Origin of the sequence: Parapedobacter composti, assembly GCF_900112315.1 — a bacterium.
Lineage (GTDB): Bacteria > Bacteroidota > Bacteroidia > Sphingobacteriales > Sphingobacteriaceae > Parapedobacter > Parapedobacter composti.
In genome coordinates this window covers 1-19,038 of the sequence record NZ_FOLL01000025.1, presented here as the reverse complement: position 1 = coordinate 19,038, position 19,038 = coordinate 1, and the positions used below count along the sequence as shown (strand labels likewise).

14 protein-coding genes are annotated in these 19,038 nt (G+C 52.4%); 11 read left to right on the top strand and 3 right to left on the bottom strand.

Going from position 1 to position 19,038, the window contains the following annotated elements; translation table 11 throughout:
* The first annotated feature begins 43 nt into the window (after positions 1-43).
* The 7 genes from BM030_RS18175 to BM030_RS19925 all read left to right on the top strand — a co-directional run bounded on the left by BM030_RS18175 (position 44) and on the right by BM030_RS19925 (position 13,175).
* Positions 44-4,129, top strand: a complete 4,086-nt coding sequence (locus BM030_RS18175) for a hybrid sensor histidine kinase/response regulator transcription factor (RefSeq protein WP_170845819.1) — start codon at positions 44-46, stop codon at positions 4,127-4,129.
* A gap of 122 nt (positions 4,130-4,251) precedes the next feature.
* Positions 4,252-7,335: a SusC/RagA family TonB-linked outer membrane protein gene (locus BM030_RS18170; protein ID WP_090975036.1), complete on the top strand. Its 3,084-nt coding sequence runs from the start codon at positions 4,252-4,254 to the stop codon at positions 7,333-7,335.
* Between the two features lie 21 nt (positions 7,336-7,356).
* A complete protein-coding gene (locus tag BM030_RS18165) occupies positions 7,357-8,853 on the top strand; it encodes a RagB/SusD family nutrient uptake outer membrane protein (RefSeq protein ID WP_090975035.1) in 1,497 nt (498 codons plus the stop codon).
* A gap of 11 nt (positions 8,854-8,864) precedes the next feature.
* Complete coding sequence (locus tag BM030_RS18160; protein ID WP_244519041.1) at positions 8,865-9,920, top strand: glycoside hydrolase family 130 protein; 1,056 nt, start codon at positions 8,865-8,867, stop codon at positions 9,918-9,920.
* A gap of 15 nt (positions 9,921-9,935) precedes the next feature.
* A complete protein-coding gene (locus tag BM030_RS18155) occupies positions 9,936-11,207 on the top strand; it encodes an MFS transporter (RefSeq protein WP_090975034.1) in 1,272 nt (423 codons plus the stop codon).
* On the top strand, positions 11,200-12,951 hold the full coding sequence (locus BM030_RS18150; RefSeq protein ID WP_244519040.1) for a hypothetical protein: 1,752 nt from the start codon (positions 11,200-11,202) through the stop codon (positions 12,949-12,951). The genes BM030_RS18155 and BM030_RS18150 overlap by 8 nt, the downstream gene beginning before the upstream one ends.
* A gap of 77 nt (positions 12,952-13,028) precedes the next feature.
* A complete protein-coding gene (locus BM030_RS19925; RefSeq protein ID WP_170845818.1) occupies positions 13,029-13,175 on the top strand; it encodes a CBU_0592 family membrane protein in 147 nt (48 codons plus the stop codon).
* A 128-nt stretch (positions 13,176-13,303) separates the two neighbouring features.
* Here the strand turns inward: BM030_RS19925 and BM030_RS18145 are convergent, their stop codons facing one another.
* Positions 13,304-14,608, bottom strand: coding sequence for an AAA family ATPase (locus tag BM030_RS18145; protein WP_170845817.1), 1,305 nt, complete (start codon positions 14,606-14,608; stop codon positions 13,304-13,306).
* 1,157 nt (positions 14,609-15,765) lie between these two features.
* Here BM030_RS18145 and BM030_RS18140 point away from each other — a divergent pair.
* Genes BM030_RS18140 through BM030_RS18130 form a run of 3 tightly spaced genes read left to right on the top strand, consistent with a single transcriptional unit; the run spans position 15,766 to position 17,047 of the window.
* Positions 15,766-16,239: a helix-turn-helix transcriptional regulator gene (locus BM030_RS18140; RefSeq protein ID WP_090975032.1), complete on the top strand. Its 474-nt coding sequence runs from the start codon at positions 15,766-15,768 to the stop codon at positions 16,237-16,239.
* A gap of 13 nt (positions 16,240-16,252) precedes the next feature.
* Complete coding sequence (locus tag BM030_RS18135; protein ID WP_090975031.1) at positions 16,253-16,465, top strand: nucleotidyl transferase AbiEii/AbiGii toxin family protein; 213 nt, start codon at positions 16,253-16,255, stop codon at positions 16,463-16,465.
* A gap of 48 nt (positions 16,466-16,513) precedes the next feature.
* Positions 16,514-17,047, top strand: coding sequence for a dihydrofolate reductase family protein (locus tag BM030_RS18130; protein WP_090975030.1), 534 nt, complete (start codon positions 16,514-16,516; stop codon positions 17,045-17,047).
* Positions 17,048-17,094: 47 nt separating this feature from the next.
* On the opposite strand, the gene BM030_RS18125 is transcribed toward BM030_RS18130, so the two are convergent.
* Both BM030_RS18125 and BM030_RS18120 read right to left on the bottom strand, forming a co-directional pair.
* Positions 17,095-17,598 carry a hypothetical protein gene (locus tag BM030_RS18125; RefSeq protein WP_090975029.1) on the bottom strand — a complete coding sequence of 168 codons (504 nt, stop codon included), beginning with the start codon at positions 17,596-17,598 and terminating at the stop codon, positions 17,095-17,097.
* Positions 17,595-18,086: a hypothetical protein gene (locus tag BM030_RS18120; RefSeq protein ID WP_090975028.1), complete on the bottom strand. Its 492-nt coding sequence runs from the start codon at positions 18,084-18,086 to the stop codon at positions 17,595-17,597. Before BM030_RS18120 ends, BM030_RS18125 begins: the two co-directional genes overlap by 4 nt.
* A 209-nt stretch (positions 18,087-18,295) precedes the next feature.
* Here BM030_RS18120 and BM030_RS18115 point away from each other — a divergent pair, with 209 nt between their 5' ends.
* Positions 18,296-18,736, top strand: a complete 441-nt coding sequence (locus BM030_RS18115) for an energy transducer TonB (RefSeq protein ID WP_090975027.1) — start codon at positions 18,296-18,298, stop codon at positions 18,734-18,736.
* The last annotated feature ends 302 nt before the right edge of the window (positions 18,737-19,038 follow it).

Here is a 19,038-nt window from a genome sequence, read left to right as displayed (position 1 = left end):
TTGCGTAACTTTGGGCATGCGCTTCTTCTGGTTACGTATGGCTGTGGCTTTCATATTGTCCGGCTGGCAGCTTGCTGATGCCCAGCCTGCCGGACCGGCCTACAGCACGTTGCAATTGGATAACAGCGACGGATTGTCCAACAGCGCCGTTAACTGCATCTTGCAGGACAGTGACGGCATGCTTTGGATCGGCACATGGGATGGGCTTAACCGGTACGATGGCCAGGCATTCCACGTGATCAGCTTCGGGGGCGACAACCCCGGCCGGGGGCTGCTCAGCAACGTCGTGCGGGAACTGCTTGAAGACCGGGAAAACCGGATCTGGGTCACTACGGTTGAGGGAATTTCCCGGTACGACAAGGCAACAGGGAGTTTCCGCCACTTCTTTTATCACAAAAGCGGGCCACAGGCTATCGGTGAAAACGGCTTCGGCCTAGTGACCGACACCGCCGGACGTATTTTTGCCCGTACACCGCACGAACCGCTGATGCGCTACGACCCCGGCTTGGACTCATTCCTTGCACAGCCGCTGCCAGGTGTGCAGGGCCCGCTTTCAGGCATGCGTATCGACGGTGCAAACCGGTTGTGGGTACGTGCCGGCGACGGCAGCGTGGCGGCTTACGCATCTACTTCCGGCGGTATCCGCGCAGACTATCGGCTTGGCCCCCGACAGCCAGCTATTACCGGGCTTCACACGGCAAACGGGGTCCTGTTTCTGAGCGATGCTTTCGGAACCCTCTACCGCGTTGAACCGGGTACCGTTGATCCCGTACAGGTAGCCCGCATCGGGAGCCCTATAAGTGCTGTCAATTGGTATAACGGACGTTATTACGTTGCGGCAGCTACCCAGGGGCTACACGTGTTTGACGCGTTGTTTGCTCCGCGGCCCCTGCCCGTTGGCATGCAATTGCTGCAAAACATGAAAATCAAAGGGTGGGTCAACGGAGGCGAACAGCTACTATGGGTGGCCACAGACGGCAACGGGCTGGTGCGGATTGCGCAATACAATAGCCCCTTCCGTACCCGCTCTCCGCACAACATGCAGTCGCCGCCTCCCGTGCGTGCCATTGCCAACGTAGCGGGCAACCTTTGGGTGGGCACCAAAGGCGGAGGTATTTCCATTCTTCCGGATTTTGTGCCGCAAGGCGGCAGCAGCCACACGTGGCAGCATCACCTCAATGCAGCGCTTAACAACCGCGATGTGTTTTCGATTGTCCACAGCACACAAAGCGACCTTGTTTACATCGGCACGGACGGAACGGGGTTGAGCATCTATGACACCTACCGGAAGCGGCTGCTGAACTGGGAACAGTTAACAGGGCACCAGGATTTCCCCCTGTTTGGTTCGGTCTACGCCATACTGGAAGACCCCGATGGCTCGCTTTGGGTAGGCACCAGCGGATACGGGCTCATCCACCTGCGCGCGGTACGCTCGCCGGCCGGCGACATCCGCGTAGCATTCATCCGCCAGTATAAATACAACGCCCGCACCGGCGGGCTGGCCAACGATATCGTCTACTCGCTATGCTTAGGGCCGGAAAATCAGCTGTGGGTAGGCTGCCGCTACGGCGGGCTGTCTTTACTGGATAAGGCCAGCGGAACGATCACCAGCTTCAAGGCTTTTTCGTATGAAAATAGCTTAAGCAATAACGATGTGCTTTCCCTTTACCGCGACGGAGCCGACCGCTTATGGGTAGGCACGAGCTACGGATTGAATTATCTTTCCCTGACGGCGTTCGATAAACGGCAGCCGACCTTCCGTCATATTAAAGACCATGACGGATTGCCCAATAACACCATACACGCCATCACAGCCGATGATGATGGCCTGATATGGGTAAGCACCAACAAGGGACTGGCCCGGATCAACCCCGATAGCGGCCAGGTGGTGCAGTTCCGGGAAAATGATGGTCTCCACCGCGCCGAATTCAGCGACGGTGCGGTATGGAAAGATGCCTTTGGCTACCTGTATTTCGGGGGGATACACGGATTCAGCTATTTTCATCCACAGCAGATACCACGGGATATGGGCCTGCCCAATTTAGTTATCCGCAGTCTCCAACTGGGTAATCAACATACCAACGAAAGCCGATATATCGTACGCAAACCGGGCGACCGGTACCCCGATCGGTATACGCTGGCGCGCCGGCAAAATTTCTTCACCGCCCAGATCCACGCGCTGAGCTACCTTTATGCAGACCGTTGCGAGTATGCCTGGATGCTGGAGGGGCATGACCAGACGTGGCAATACGGCCGCTCCGACGGGCACATCAGCTACAGTAATATCCCACCCGGCAGCTACCGGCTGCTGATCAAATGGTCAAACGGCAGCAGCGTATGGACGGATCCCCAGCCGGTGGTGGCGCTTGACATATCCCCCTACTGGTGGCAAACCTGGCCGGCCATCGTTGCGGCACTGGCAACTTTGCTGGGCATGGCGTACTGGTGGTACCGCGACCGTAAAAACAAGCTGAACATCCAGCACCGCTTGCAACTGGAGCGCACGCTGCGCGAGAAAGACGAAGCGCTGCATGAAAGCCAGCTCAATTTTTTCACCCATATCGCCCATGAGCTGCAAACGCCGCTGACACTCCTTGTTGGAGCAGCCGAACAACTGGAGCCCGCCCGGGCAGAACCGGCATCAGGCTCCCCTCCGCAAACTATGGTCTCCCTGCTCCGCCAGCATGCTTCGCGGCTCACTTACCTGGTGCAGCAACTGCTGGAATTCCGCAAAGCACAGGCCGGCCACCTCACCGCTGATTACCGGTATCAGGATGTATCAGCTCTACTGGGCAGGCTCTGCGAAGTTTTCCGGCCGCTGAGCGAACAGCAGCAAAACACGTATGAAATATCCATACCGGACGGACTGCAATTTGCCGTTGATGCCGATAAGCTTGAAAAAATCGTTTTCAACCTGCTTTCCAACGCGTTCAGGCATGGCGGCCCCCATGAATACGTATCGTTCAGCGCACGGATCAGCTACGGCAATCCCGGCGCGCTGCACCTTGAAGTGGCCAATTCCGGCTGCCGCCTGGCACCGGAAGACAACGAGCGTATTTTCGAACAGTTCCAAAGCAGCAAGTCCGGCGCAGCGGGCACATACAGTACGGGTATCGGGCTGGCTTTCACCCGTGAACTGGTTGGCGTGATGGGGGGATCCATCCGTGCAGTCATCAGTGACGGCTGGATCACTTTCAACATGGTGCTACCCATTCCGGCGCAGGAACTGCATGCCACAGGCCTCCCGGATGCCGATGCGCCGCTGCCCCCCATCTACAGTGAAATGGCGGTACCGGTCGTCCAGTCGCTGGATTCAGCAACCTACAATCAGGTGGGCCTACTGGAAAAACTGACCAATACGCATAAAAAATCCGTTTTGGTGGTGGAGGACGAGCAGGATATCCGGTACCTGATCCGCCAGGTACTTAACCCACACTACATTATCTATGAAGCAAGCGACGGGCTTGAAGCCATCACCGTGCTGCAACAGCATCCGCCGGACCTCATTATCAGCGATGTGATGATGCCGGGCATGGACGGCCTGGCGTTATGTGACAAGGTTAAGAATACACCCGCCACCTGCCATATCCCGTTTGTCATGCTCTCGGCCAAAACCACCGTGGACCAGCGTAACGAGGGGTATGAGGTTGGCGCAGACGCCTATATCGCCAAACCCTTCCACGCCAGTCACCTGCTGGTGCGCATTAAAAACCTGTTCGACCAACAGGAACGGCTGCATAACCGGCTGCGGCAGGCCAATTCCCCGGAAAGCATTATCCGCAATGGCAACTCTGAACAGGAACAATTCCTCGGCGTACTGGTGGCAACCATTATGAAAGATCTGGAAAACCCCGAGCTGAACGCCGCCACGCTCGAACACGCATTGTCCATGAGCAAAATGCAGCTCTACCGGAAACTGAAAACCATCAGCGGCATGACGCCTTCGGAATTCATCCGCCACATCCGCCTCAAGCAAGCTGCGCAATTACTGATTGGCACGCAGCTCACCGTAAACGAAATTTTCTACCAAACCGGCTTCAACAACCAGTCCTATTTCTTCCGTGAGTTCAAAAAGCAATACGGATGTTCGCCCAACGAATACCGTTCACGAGCCAAAATAAATGCATAACACATTCATTTACAGACAAAAAAAATGATTGTACATAAAATTGAAACCATAGTACAGTACCTGTGCGGATGGCGCTGTTAGCTTTGTACTTGCCAATTAACGTATATTAAATTTTGTAACGCATGAAACCAATTAACCAACCATTTAACAGACTTTTGCTGTCCGTGCTCATCGTGTTGGCCACATTTGGCCTGTCACATTCGGCACAGCAACCCGTTACCGGACGCGTGTTGGACGAGCAAGGGATACCCCTTGCCGGGGCAACCGTAGAGGTGAAGGGCGGTACCCAGAAGAGCAGCACGGATGACAGCGGGACATTCCGTATAGCCGCTGACCCCGGCACTGTGCTGGTGGTGAGCTATGTGGGCTATCTCCAACGGGAATTTACCGTTACAGACCAACGCAACATTGAAGTGGGACTACAGCCTTTAGCTACCGATCTTGATGAGGTCGTCGTTGTAGGTTATACCAGCCAGCGGCGCACAGACATCTCCGGCGCTGTGGCCAGTGTGGATATAGACGCAGCCGCCAAACGGCGCGTTCCTGACATCGGCCAGATGCTGCAAGGCCAGGTAGCCGGTGTTCAGGTCAGCCAGTCGACCGGTGCGCCGGGCGACCCGATCGATATTCGCATCCGAGGCGTGGGCACCATTGGCAGCAATGACCCGCTCTATATCGTGGACGGAGTGCCGACCACCGACTTTACCTTCATCAATCCGCAGGACATCGAGTCGATGAACGTCCTGAAAGACGCGTCAGCCGCCGCTATGTACGGCGCCCGGGCCGCTGCAGGCGTGGTCGTTATCACCACCAAGCAGGGGAAATCCGGCAAAACTTCAATAGACGTCAACTATTTCAACGGTGTGCAGCGTGTGGCCGGATTGCCCACAATGCTCAACACGGAACAGTACCTGGCCAAGCTGGAAGAAGCGTGGAACAATTCGGGCTACAGCGGCACCAACCCCTATACCGCTGAACGTTCGCGAACAGACCTTGCCAACACCAACTGGCTCGATGAGCTCTTTGAAACCGGCCACTCCCAAAACGTACAGCTTACCGCCAGTGGCGGCAACGAAAAGACACGTTTTCTGCTGTCTGGCGGCTACTACAGGCAAAATGGCATTGTTGTTTTTGACAATGACAAGTATGAGCGGCTTAACTTCCGTACGAACATCAACAGCGATCTGAGCGACCGGCTGCGGGTGGGCACTAACCTGCAACTGTCTTATGAACAGCGCAACCCACTGTCCTCACGGGGCGATGCGCCCGGCATCATCCGGCATGCGCTGCTCCGGCCGCCCGTTCTGGGCGTCTATAAAGACGCGGCAGACCCCACCTACTCGGCCGACGATCCGTTTACGGATCTGCCGTTCTACCAGGGTGTTGGAAGTGACCAACGCAGCCTGTATGAGCTCACGTCAAACCCCGTGGCCCTGGCCTATTTCACGGACCATACCCGCAGACAGTTCAAAACCTTCGGCAACGTATTTGCCGAGTTTGACGTATTGCGTGACAAGTCGCTGAAATTCAAAAGCAACTTCGGCGTAGACCTAAACTTCAACCATAACAAGGTATTCAATCGCAATTTCGGCGACGACGACGGTGGCGGTAATGAAGCGGACAAGGGCCTCGGGCGCCAGAACCGGCCGAACTCCCTCAATGAAGACCGGGGCGATGATTTTACCTTCACCTGGAATAACACGCTGAGCTACGAAAAAATCTTCGGCGGCAAGCATAACCTAAATGCCCTTGCGGGCACGGAATTCATCCGGTTTACCGGCTCGTCCATCAACGCTTCCCGGGCCCGTTTTGAGTTTGACGATCCGTCCTTCCGGTACATCGACCTCGGCGGCACGGAGCTTGACCTCTGGAACGGCGGCATCGGCTCGGAGTGGGCCCTGTTTTCACTGTTCGGCACCGCTTCTTACGTCTATGATGGGCGCTACCTGCTCACGGCAAACCTGCGCGCGGATGCGTCCTCCCGTTTTGGCCCGAATAACCAATGGGGATATTTCCCTTCGGTATCGGCTGGCTGGGTTATCTCGCGCGAGGCATTCATGCAAAACGTTAGCTGGCTGGACCACCTTAAGCTGCGGCTGAGTACCGGTTCACTGGGCAACCAGGCGTCACTGGGCAATTATGACTACCTCACCCTCTACCGGAGGGAAGGTGAGAATTTCGTGGTGTCACGCTACGGCAACCCCGACCTCCGCTGGGAAAGTACCACCCAGCACAATGCCGGGCTTGACATTGGCCTGATGAATAACCGGCTAACCATCACGGCAGACTATTTCATCAAGAATACCAAAGACATTCTGCTTCCCGTCAGCCTGCCCCGTATCGGCGGCGATGTAGACCCTACCGTGGTCAACGCCGGGGAAGTGCGCAACGCCGGAGTTGAGCTTGGCGTCGGCTACCGGTCGACCACCTCCGGTGGGTTCAGCTATTCCGTTAACGCCAATTTAGCTACGTTGACCAACGAGGTCGGGAAACTACATCCCAATCTGCCCTACATCAGCAGTACGGTAAGCCGCACGCAGGTGGGCACCGCACTTGATGCTTACTACGGATTCGTCCGGGAAGGCATCTACCAAAACGCCGGTGAAATCGCGCAGCACCTCCACGGCACGCCCAGCCCGTCGGCCCAGCCCGGCGATATCCGGTTCCGTGACCTGAATGGCGACGGCGTTATCAATGACCTCGACCGAACATTCATTGGCAGCCCCATTCCCGATCTGACTTACGGCGTAAACCTTTCCGGTGCATGGAAAGGGTTTGACTTGGCCCTGCTCGTGCAGGGTGTGTCGGGCATCGACCGGTATAACGATGCCAAAAAGATACTGGACTATGATACACGCCCGTTCAACTACACCACCGCCGTGCTGGGCAGCTGGAACGGCGAGGGCAGCACCAACAGCATCCCCCGCGTCAGCTTTACCGACAACGGTAGCAGCCGCATTTCCAGCATTTATGTGGAAGACGCTTCTTACCTGCGCCTGAAAAACGTAGAACTGGGCTACTCCTTCGGCAGTCTGCTCCAGCACACCGGCTGGGGGGTGCAGAACGTCCGTGTGTATGCCTCCGCGCAGAACCTATTTACGCTGACGGACTACACCGGACTGGATCCGGAGTCGACCGACCTGATGGACATGGGTACCTACCCCCTGTCGCGGGCATTCCTATTCGGCATTAACGTAACGTTTTAAAAACTTGAAAAACGCTAGATCATGAATACGCTAACCATACGTACCAGCATCACCGCAGCTTGCGCACTGGCGCTCTTCAGCAGCTGTGAAAAATACCTTGAGCGCCCGCCCATCGGCCAGATCAACGAAGAAATGGTAACCGGTGAACCAACTGTTGCCACCGTTTCGGCGATGACAGACGCCACCTACCTGCCCCTGTCGAGTACCCTGAATATCCTAGGCAACTGGGATTGGGACAACGGCTTGGTCGTACGCAACGACTTTGTCATTGAAGACATCGCCGCGGGCGATATGCTTAAGAAGTGGGCACCGGATGGCGATCAAGCCTGGATGGATCAGGTGGCATCGTTTAATTTTACTGCCCTTAACCCGGCGTTCAACGGAGTTTGGGCATACGCCTATGAAGGTATTGCGCGCGCCAACCGGGCAATCGACCAACTGGAAAACCAGGCGCTCATGGAGCAGATAGGCATGGAGGCCACCCTGCGTAACCGGCAGCTGGGCGAAATGTATTTCCTGCGTGCCTTCAACTATTTCAGCCTGGTAACCAATTATGGCGACGTACCGTTGCTGACCAAATCGTTCAAAAATTTCAATGAAATCTACGAAGCCGCGCGGCGGAATCCCCAAGCCGATGTATGGCAGCAGATCTCCGCAGACCTTGCGCAGGCCGAAACGCTGCTGCCCACAGGCAAGCATTCGGATGCCAATGCCCCATGGCGCGTATCACACGGTGCAGTGCTGGCCCTGCAGGCCAAGGTGGCGCTGTATAACCAGCAGTGGCAGCAGGTGGTAGACCGAGTGGACGACCTGCAGCAGGCTGGGTACTATCAGCTCAACGCCCACTATTTTGATGCCTTTGACACGGGAAAAGAATTTCAGGAAAATGAAGTGGTTTTTGCCTACGACCACCGCTCGGGACAGGTGCCCCGCCGCGGCAATGGCCTCACCGCGCTGATGGGCTGGGGGTTCATCGCGCCTTCAGCCGATTTTCTGGCCGCCTTTGAACCGGACGACCCCCGCCTGGCGTATACCGTGGATACCGAAGGCCGCAACGTGTATAAGCTGTTCGGTGCCACAAATGAAGCCAATAAGGGAAATGAAGATGCCCCGAACAACCGGATTTACATCCGGTGGGCTGACGTGCTGCTCTGGAAAGCCGAAGCGCTGAACGAGCTGGGCAGGCCGGCGGAGGCCATCGCCATCCTCAACGATATCCGCCAGCGGGCGCGCAACACGCCGCTCCTGGGCGGTGGTAACACTCCGGAAGGCACGTTGCCGCCACGCGATGCTGCCGTAACCGACAAGGCGGACGTGCAGCAGTGGATAGCCCACGAACGGCGTGTGGAACTGGGCTTTGAAAGCCACCGCTTCAGCGACCTGCGCCGCTGGGGCACTGCCAAAGATGTACTCACCGCCATGGGCAAAAATTTCCAGGATTTCCATTATCTATATCCTATCCCGCAGAGCGAAATTGACAAGTCGGCAGGAACCATCACGCCCAACCCCGGATACTGAACAGCTAACAGATGATGCAAACGAGACACGATATCTCCACACGGTTTAACGAAAATCCCCTTTTATCGCCGGCAGACCTCCAGCCCTCTATACCGGAGCTGGAGATTGCCTGCCTGCTGAACCCCGGCGTGTTCCGGTACAACGGCAAGACATGGCTCATTGTACGCGTTGCCGAGCGGCCGCCCCAGCAGGAAGGCACCATCTCATTTCCCGTGCTCAAGCCCGAAGGCGGTATGGAAGTGATTACACTGCCGGCCGATGACCCAAGCCTTGACGCTTCCGACCCGCGCGTCGTCAACTTCAGGGGGGCAGACTACCTCACCACGCTGTCGCACTTGCGGCTGCTAAGCAGTGACGACGGTATCCACTTCCGTGAAGACCCCGGTTATCCCCCGCTTTGGGGGCAAGGGGTATACGAAACGTTCGGCATCGAAGACTGCCGTGTAAGCCAGGTGGGCAGTACTTACTACCTCACCTTCACCTCGGTATCGCCGAACGGTGTTGCCGTAGGCATGCGTAGCACAACCAACTGGCAGTCATTCGAGTCGCACGGGCTCATCTTCCCCCCGCACAACAAAGACTGCGCACTCTTTGAAAGCAAAATAGCCGGAAAATATTATGCCTTCCACCGCCCCAGCAGTGTGGATATCGGTGGCAACTACATCTGGTTGGCCAGCTCGCCCGATGCCATCCACTGGGGCGAACACCGCCTCATCGCCCGCACACGGAGCGGGTATTGGGACAGCCAGCGCGTGGGCGCCGGCGCCGCTCCCATCCGCACCGACCGCGGCTGGCTGGCCATCTACCACGGCGCCGACAGCGGGCACCGGTATTGCTTGGGAGCCCTCCTGCTCGATCTGGAAGATCCCTCCGTCGTGATCGGCCGGAGCGAACACCCCATCATGGAGCCCACGGCACCCTACGAAACAACGGGCTTCTTCGGGCACGTGGTATTTACCAACGGCCATGTAGTTGACGGAGACCGGCTGACTATCTATTACGGCGCGGCCGACGAGCACGTGTGCGGTGCTCATTTTTCCATCCGCGAAATTCTGGCCACCCTTTGACGTAAAAACAAGAATATGCTTAGAAAACTTCAGGCAGAAGCGGTATTCTTCCGGCAGCAGCCCCTCAACTTCCGGGTATTGGTACTCACCAACCTGATTTATGCTTTTGTACTGCCCGTTATCGATATCTTTGTGGCCGCCTACGTAATGCGCAACTCAGACGACCCGGTCAAAGTGGTGGTATACCAGCTCACCATCTACACGGGCATCCCGCTCACGTTCCTGCTCAACGGATACCTGCTCAACCGCTTCAACATCAAATTGCTGTACTCGATCGGGATGATGCTTAGCGCAGTATCCATGACCATCATGATGTCTTTAACAACCCTTGACCTCACCGGCATTGCCGTTGCGGGGCTCACCATGGGCATGTCGTTTGGTTTTTACTGGGCCAACCGTGACTACCTGGCGCTGGCCATCACGCATGACGGCAACCGTAACTATTATTACGGACTGGAAACCTTTTTTTACACCATTATCGCCGTGCTGGTACCCGTAGGTATCGGTTGGTTTATCCAGTCAATGGGCGATGAAGCCGGAGGCGCCAACATGGCCTACCGTATTGTCACCGGCATCGTGTTCATCATCACGGTGGTGGCATCGGTCATGTGCTTCCGCGGCACGTTTACCAATCCCGAGCGCCGCCGTTTTGTGTATTTTAAGTTCCACCCCCAATGGTGCCGTCTGCTCGTACTGGCCGCACTGAAAGGACTGGCGCAGGGATTCCTGGTTACCGCTCCCGCTATGCTCATCATGCGGCTGGTGGGGCAGGAAGGCGCGCTGGGCACGGCCCAATCCGTAGGGGCCATCGTGGCTGCCGTCATCATGTACATCCTGGGGCGGCGCACTTCGCCCGCGCACCGGCTGACCATATTTACGGTAGGTCTCGTCTGTTTCACGCTGGCCGCCATCATCAACGGTGTGCTGTTCAATGCTACCGGCGTGCTGTTGTTTATGCTGTTCCTGCTCATTGCCAGGCCGTTGCTTGACCTGGCCTACTTTCCCATCCAGTTCAGCGTCATCGATGTGGTCAAGCGTATTGAAAACCGGCAGGAATTTGCCTATATCCTCAACCACGAAGCAGGCCTGTATGCCGGTCGGCTGGCGGGTGCCCTCACCTTCATCCTGCTGGCCGTATATGTGAGCGAAGAAGCCGCGCTGCGCTACGCCATCATCCTCATTGCCCTGTTGCAATTATGTTCTATTTTTGTTGCCAAACGGTTGCTGAAGGTTAATACCGACCTTTACAGGCAGTTTTCCACTAAAAAAAAGATTGACCATGCTTAAACATCTCACATACCTCCTTCTTGCCACCAGTTTGCTGGCAGCTTGTAAACATACCTCCGAAATCAACGGGACACCGGTCGCACAGCGCCAGTTGGCGCGCATAGATGCGATGCCTGAATTGCCGCAACCGTTGGAGATTATCGATTGGCACGGGCTTGCCGAAGCATATGACAGCATCGTATATGACTTCAATGCCCGGGGCGACCACTGGCCGCTGATCTGGTGGGACAGCACCGGAAGAAACTTTGAACAGCCCACGGTGGGGATTTACACCGCCATGGGCGACGCCCGGCAGGGCCCGCACAACCACAATGGCATGTTCCACGAGTCGCTGGCTACCATGGGCGGCGTGCTGGGAGCTACGCTGGTAGGGATCGACAAAAGCCGGCAGAATGGCCTGAACTATGTGGGCATGCTGCGCAACTATTTCAACCGTGAAAACCGGTGGAACATCATGATGAACAACACCGCCCCCGAAGTGGCATTGCTGGGCGGCGGCTATGGCCGCGACTGGTGGTATGATGTGTATCCCAACGTGCTGTTCTACGCCATTGTTGACCGCTACCCGGAGGAGCCCGGCTTTGACACGCTGGCCCGCCGCATCGCTGAGCAGTTTTACCGAGCCGACTCGGTACTGGAGGGCAACTACAGCCATACCTTCTTCAACTATGCCGAGATGCGGCCCGAGTCAAACTGGATCTGTGCACAGGAAGACGCCGCTGCCGGCCACGCCTGGGTGCTCTATGCCGCCTACCGCAAATTCGGCGACGAGCGTTACCTTACTGCTGCCAAACGCGCCCAGCAGGCCCTCCATGCGCAGCCGGAAAACCGGTTTTACGAAATCCTGATGCCGTTCGGTGCCTATACCGCTGCACGTATGAACGCCGAACAGGGCACCGACTTTGACGTGAAGCAAATCCTGCAATGGACGTTTGACGGCACGTCGGTATGCCGAGAAGGCTGGGGGGTACTCGTGGACCACTGGAACGGGTTTGACGTTTCCGGCCTCGTGGGCAGCACGGTTGACCACGGGGGCTACGGCTTCCTGATGAACACGTTTGACACCGCCCTGCCGCTGGTACCCCTAGTGCGGTATGATCAATCCTTCGCCTCCGCCATCGGCAAATGGATGCTCAACGCCGCAAATGCAACGCGCCTGTTTTACCCACAGCATATCCCGGCTAAGCACCAGACCATTCCGGAGCTTGCAGCGGCAACCAAGGGCGTCATTGGCTACGAAGGGCTGGTAAAAGAATCCACGTTTGACGAGTACAAGCATATCCCCGCCCCCGTGGCTCAGGGCGACGGCCCCAAATGGGTGCCGGGAAAAAATCCGCCCGTATCCCAGTTCAGCGTCTACGGCAGCGCCCATGTCGGCATCTTCGGCAGCATTATCCGGCCAACCGACGTGGACGGCATCCTGCAGCTCGACCTGCTGGCCACCGACTTCTTCCGGGACGAAGCCTACCCGAGCTACCTCTGCTACAATCCCTATGAGGAGGCACGTGAGGTGACGGTTACCCTGCCCCGCGGCAACGGGGAATGGGACGTCTATGACGCTGTGCAGGCCCGTTTTGTGAGCCGGACCAGCAGCGGCGGCGGCAACGCCAGGGTCACCGTCCCCGCAGGGGGCGCAGCAGTGCTGGTGGTGGTACCCGCCGGGGCGGAAATCCGACAGGAAGGCCAAAAACTGCTGGCCGGTGATGTGGTGATAGACTACCGCTTTAACGGTAAGCAGCAATAAAATCGATTCCCAGCCAGACTACATAACCGTATAGCTGCAGAAAGTTTAGTACATTAGCCCGGTAAACGTGCATTCCCATGACAGCATCAACGGTTACCATTATTGGATGGCTTGGTTTTATTTTTTGCACCATTGCCTATTTGCTCCTTAACCTGAAAACACTCCGGTTTGACCACCCCGCTTACCAGCTATTGAATGTAGTCGGCGGGGTGGGGGGTTGGTAATCAGTGCACTGTACTTTGACGATCCGCCTAATCTTGCTGCAAATGCGGTATGGGTATTAATCGCACTATTCGGTGTTATCCGCTATAGGCTCTCGGTTACACCTTCGCAGAGTATCAATATGCGTTTGTTAACCTTCCTCACTACCGTCCTCCTGCATAGCGATTAAGAAATCCGAATCGTCGATGACCGGCGTAGCGCCAAAACGGCCAGATACGTACCATTTATCCAGCGGCGTGTTGAGCCTTATACCCCCGATATCGGAAGCACGGAACAACTCGGTAGCACCATATTCGTCTTTCTGTGTGAACCATATCTGGTCCCTACGGAAATTATCATTTGAAAGTTGCGTCACGTCATGCGTTGCAAAAACTAATTGGGCGTTTTTTGGATTGGTGATGTCGTTATGAAATAATTTGATTAGATACTCGGTGATTACTGGGTGTAGGTTCTTTTCGAATTCATCTACGATAAGCAACTTACCCTCCTCTAACGCGTCTAATACAATACCTCCTATAACGAAAAGGCTCCTAGTTCCGGTAGACTCAATTTCGACATCAAACTTTTCAAACCCTACCTCTTTACCATCAAGAAAGACCGGATGTCGCGTTTTTATATCATATTTGTATTCATCCTGTATTTGCTTTTTAACCTCTTCGGAAATACTACCCGGAAACTCATACTTACTCCAATCCACTTTCTCTGCCGTAACCTGTTGTATACCGGTATCCAATGCACAAATTAACGCATTGAACCGTTTGGAAAAAGTGGATTGCCCATCTTCGGCTAATCGCCTGGCATAAAGCCTGGCAACGCTGCTTTCGTGCCTATCGGCCATGAAGGGATAGACGGTTAGTTCATTAGCAAAAAAATGGTATGCTGGCAGCAGCATCTCCACATTGTTTTCCGCTGCCTTTGAAAGGAGCAACTGATTTGGGCCCAGCAGCCGATCGAGCACCTTTTTCGGCCCCCTGTAGTAATCTCCAAATTTGGTTTCCTGTCCGGCTTTCCGGGTGAAGAGAAGAGTCCGGGAACTGTGGGGGTAATAGTAAAGCTCTTCCAGTTCGATTCTTTTTTTGTTGTATGATACTGTATAATCGTATCGGATATCTTCGGATGCAAAGGATATCTCCAGCGTAATCGGAGCATCTACACATGACTTATCCAACCGGTGCGGCTCATATGGAGCCAAACCTTCTTCCGGCTTAAATCCGGAGGACCGATTAACAAGATAATCTAACGCCCTAAACGCATATAGAAAACCACTTTTTCCCGAAGCATTTGGACCATATATAACTGCAGACTTGAGCAACCGCTTATTCGTGGGAGCTCCAAAAAAATTGGAATCCAATCCTTTCAAGCCTGTCTTAACCATATCCAGCGCCATCCGTTCTTTTATTGACCTGAAATTCGTAACTGCAAATGATATTAACATATCTTCATCTTTATACATGCAAAGGTAGAAAAGATAAATAAAAATAGGAAATAAAATAGTTATTTGCATTTTTTATGCAAATCTAATACTAATACCCATTACCTAGCCGTTATAAGGAAGTTATCCGAGGACTTTTGTAAAAGTGATTGATGCGCACGATTTCTCGAATATTAGAACGCCAGGCCACGAGTTGTAATCTCCGTATATTTTAAGTTGCCTCACTATACGGACGAAAAACCTATAATTGATATGCGTAAACAAACAACACTTCTAACGTTGCTCGCTTCGCATCTTAGCCAACCTTATACTAATGCAAATAAGGTAAGCCCTTAAAAGCAAAGCCCCGAAACGGGGAGAATCGGAGCTTGCTAACTAACCAATTATAAACCTAAATTATGAACCCGGCATGATTTAAATAATTATTAAATCACGAAGGGATAAGAATTATTTTAAATCATCAAAGGCTCCATCTGACCATTAAAAAATCAAATCAACCAACAGATGAAAAGACAAATCTTACTAACTGACTATATAACGCACCCCGGCCGTGCTTTGTTACATTTGGATTGTTAAAGCTATGTTAAAAAGACAATAGCGTGATAAAAAGAAACCCGTTACCTGAAAGATAACGGGAATCCGCCCCAATGGGATTAGGGGCTATCAACCTAAACCTAGGACGAAGATAAGAATTATCTCACCAAAATCAAAACTCATCCGACCATTTCCGCCCAATCAGCGCCATACGATAGCTTCGGGCCATTACGGAAAACCGTAATGTAACATCATTTAAAATCACAACCTTTGGATTGGGGTTTTGCTGCATGCAAGACGACTATTTTAAGAATTGGCTAATGAGCCATCGGCATTATTGATATAGGGAAATAGCAGGCGCGTAGCCACTCCCCTATTTAAAGTTTGGATTTTATTATATTAGTTTTTAATTTTAACGAAACCAATCGTGACCTGGGCCTGAAGTAAGTGGATTTTGGTTAAAAAGACAGGAACTCACTAAATACCGATGCAAGCATACGATAAGTATAAGGATAGCGGTGTTGAGTGGTTGGGAGAGATTCCGGAGCATTGGGAGGTGAAGAGAATTAAAAATTTCACAAACGTTTATAATGTTTTAGTAAGCTAATTTGCTTACATTTGTATCTATGGAAGCTGCAATAGAGAAATACAAAGGTATCCATCCGGGATTGATCTTGGAGCATGAACTCAAAAAGAGAAAAATTGCCAAAAATCGGTTTGCCACTGCCGTTGACCAGCGTCGCCAAACCCTGAATGCTATTACCAAAGGCAGGAGAAAACTACCCGTTGAACTGTCATTCAAGATCGACAAGGAATTGGGGTATGCAGCGGGAACTATGTTGATGATGCAGGCCTATTACGAGATCGAAGATTACCGAAAAAGACAGCAATCAACCGAAGGTAACTTTGAGTTGGGTAAGTTGCGTAAGGGGCTTTTCTGGGATACGGATATCAATAAGCTGGATTCAGAGAAACACGCCACAGCTATTATCCGAAGAGTCTTTGAGCGGGGCAACAACGAAGAAAAGATATATATCACCGATTACTACGGAGATCTCCGTGTAGCTGAAATATTGGGGACTGACTCGTTGGTCAAGTAGATAAACTTAGAGCATGTTGTACTGGAATACCGTCACAGACCTTTTACGTCAGACCCTGCTTACCCTGATGCAGGCGCCTATATTTGCAGATTTTAGGCTTGTTGGCGGGACAGCCCTCAGCCTGTATTTGGGACATCGTATGTCCGTAGATATTGACTTGTTTACAGATGGCGATCATGGGCGCATTGATTTTGAGGCGGTGGATCAGTACCTATTTACAAAGTGAAGTCGTTGTCCAAAAGTAATTTTGCAGAAACATTAAAATTTGAGACAAATGCGAAAAATAGCGCTTTTCATTGCCACAAGTTTAGACGGCTACATTGCAAAACCCAATGACGACCTCAGTTTCCTGAAACTCGTTGAAAAGGAAGGCGAAGACTACGGTTATGCCGAATTTACAAACACAATTGACACATTAATTATTGGCAGAAAAACGTATGATTATGTGCTTAGAGAAATTGGCTCATCTCATTACGACAACGGCCAGCGGGATGTTTATGTCATAACAAGGACTGAAAGACCTCAAGTAGGCAGAACGTTTTTCTATACCGGAGACATTGCCGGGTTAGTCAAAAGGTTAAAATCTGAAGAAGGAAAAAATATATATTGTGACGGTGGCGCTGAAGTAATAAATGAATTGTTGAAACACGACTTAATTGACGAGCTTATAATTTCGGTCATACCCGTTTTATTAGGCAATGGAACACGGCTTTTTAAAGACGGAAGACCTGAACAAACACTTGAATTCATAAAAGCAAAAACATTTGAAACAGGATTGACGCAACTGCATTATAAACGAAAAAAATAAACAACAAACCGTTCAGCGGTGAAAATTCCTGCATGCAAGGCGGGCTCTTACAAAACCCGCTCATAACGAATGGAATTGACGTTGCGCCGCACCTGCGGATGTTGGGCGTCGACCTGGACTTCTATTTGAAAGGAAATCGATAGCGGCCACCCTTTTTCATAGTCCATGTGATATTCCCCGAATGTATTGATGTGAAAAAAAGAGCGGCTCTGTAACTGCGTTTCAATCTCTGCTAAACGTTCTTTTTTTTCGGTCTCGCTGATGCTGGCATTGGAAATTATGTTTTTGAAGAATGCTTTCGTAGCATTGGACAATGCTTCAGCATCGGGAACGGTATGAAGACCAACGACACAGGTATTCGTTGAACGATCTATGCTATCCAACCAAACGGACCCCACAGTGGGCACGGGCGTGTCCAAAAACGGAACCGCTATTTCGTCTGCGTAATACAATGTGTCTCCCATTTTGTAGGTAAGTCCGTATGGAAAATGAAAGCGCTGGATTTCGGGAATATAAAACTGGGAAAACCCTGCCCCAAAGGTTCCTTTCAACTGCTTAATGGTTTCACCAACGATTCGTGTGGTGCTATCTTCGATGCCAACATTAGTGAATAGGCTATCGACGAACGCATCGATTTCGTCAGCGTTGTCGAGGCTAAAAATGAGCCTGAACCATCTGTGGTGTAACGGTAGGTGAGGCTGCTGAATTGCCCCAAACGCATTATCATATCCGGATCTTTTATACCGACCAACTGATCAAACAGCTTTAAATTGACCGTGAAGCAGGAGATTTCAAATGTGTCAGTAAGCGAATCTGCCACGGTAAGCTCCATACCGATATGGCGCGTTGTATCCTTCCTGACTAAGGTGTCACCAGCGTATTCAAGCTGCTCCTCAACCATGGTATATCGCCGGGAATCGCCCTTCTGCCATTCGGCACGGACCATGACCGAATCTTGAGCCTGCAGGCTGCCTACCATATTGGCTACCAAAATCAGTATTAATAGGTGGATACGCATACGGTTGTGCTGGTTGTTCATCTATTTCGACGGCTAATAGGCTAAAGATAGGGAAATTTTGGTTTTATTAAAATCTTAGAGGGTTCATTCTGCTAGGGTATTTGCAAATTGATGGATAATCACTTACTTTTATCAGACCTAAAGGACTAGACCCCTAAATTAATATTTACTTTATGGACGTAAAGTAAACGAAGCCGATTTGTCAAAGTATCAACGTAAATACTGACGTAATGGAAAATCACCTAAAAAAGCTCTTCTTTCTGCTCACCGTAACTTTAATAACGATAGGCTGTATCTTGGGCGCGGTCCAAGCCCAACCCACGTCTATTGCCCAGCCTCCCGTCAAACAAGACAAATACATTGCGGGACTAACGAACACTTTAGTCTTGCCAACGGCTAAAGAGGTAGGCAAAAAACTTTTAACGGGTGCCGTTGTATTTGTTGTTGAGCTGGATGGCAGCCTCAGTGAAATTAAGTTTACGGACTCCATTGGCTATGGCATCGACGAGCAAATTATCAATCAGCTGAAAAACTCCAAGAACTGGACACCTGCAATGATCGATGGTAGCCCTATGCGGGTGTCTTACAAGTTACCGTTGCGAATCGTGCTGCCAAAAAGGGAATCCGGAGTTCGGAAGCCAGGCCGTTTGCAACCAAGGACGACGATCTGAAGGAGCCGTTTACCGAGCATGGGAAAGGGTAAAGCTTCCCTCAACGTCATCATACGCCTCCGACAGGCAGTGTCGTAAATGGGGAGTATCATAATATTTACAATTTGATTTACTTTGATTGTCTTTTGCCAGCCTTGTTTGAAACTGCGACGCTGTGTCGCAGTTTTTGGAATTGTTGAATTGATGTTGTATTATCTATCATCATAGAAAGTGACTAATGCAAAGCCCCGAAACGGGGAGAATCGGGGCTTGCTACCTAACCAATTATAAACCTAAATTATGAACCCGGCATGATTTAAATA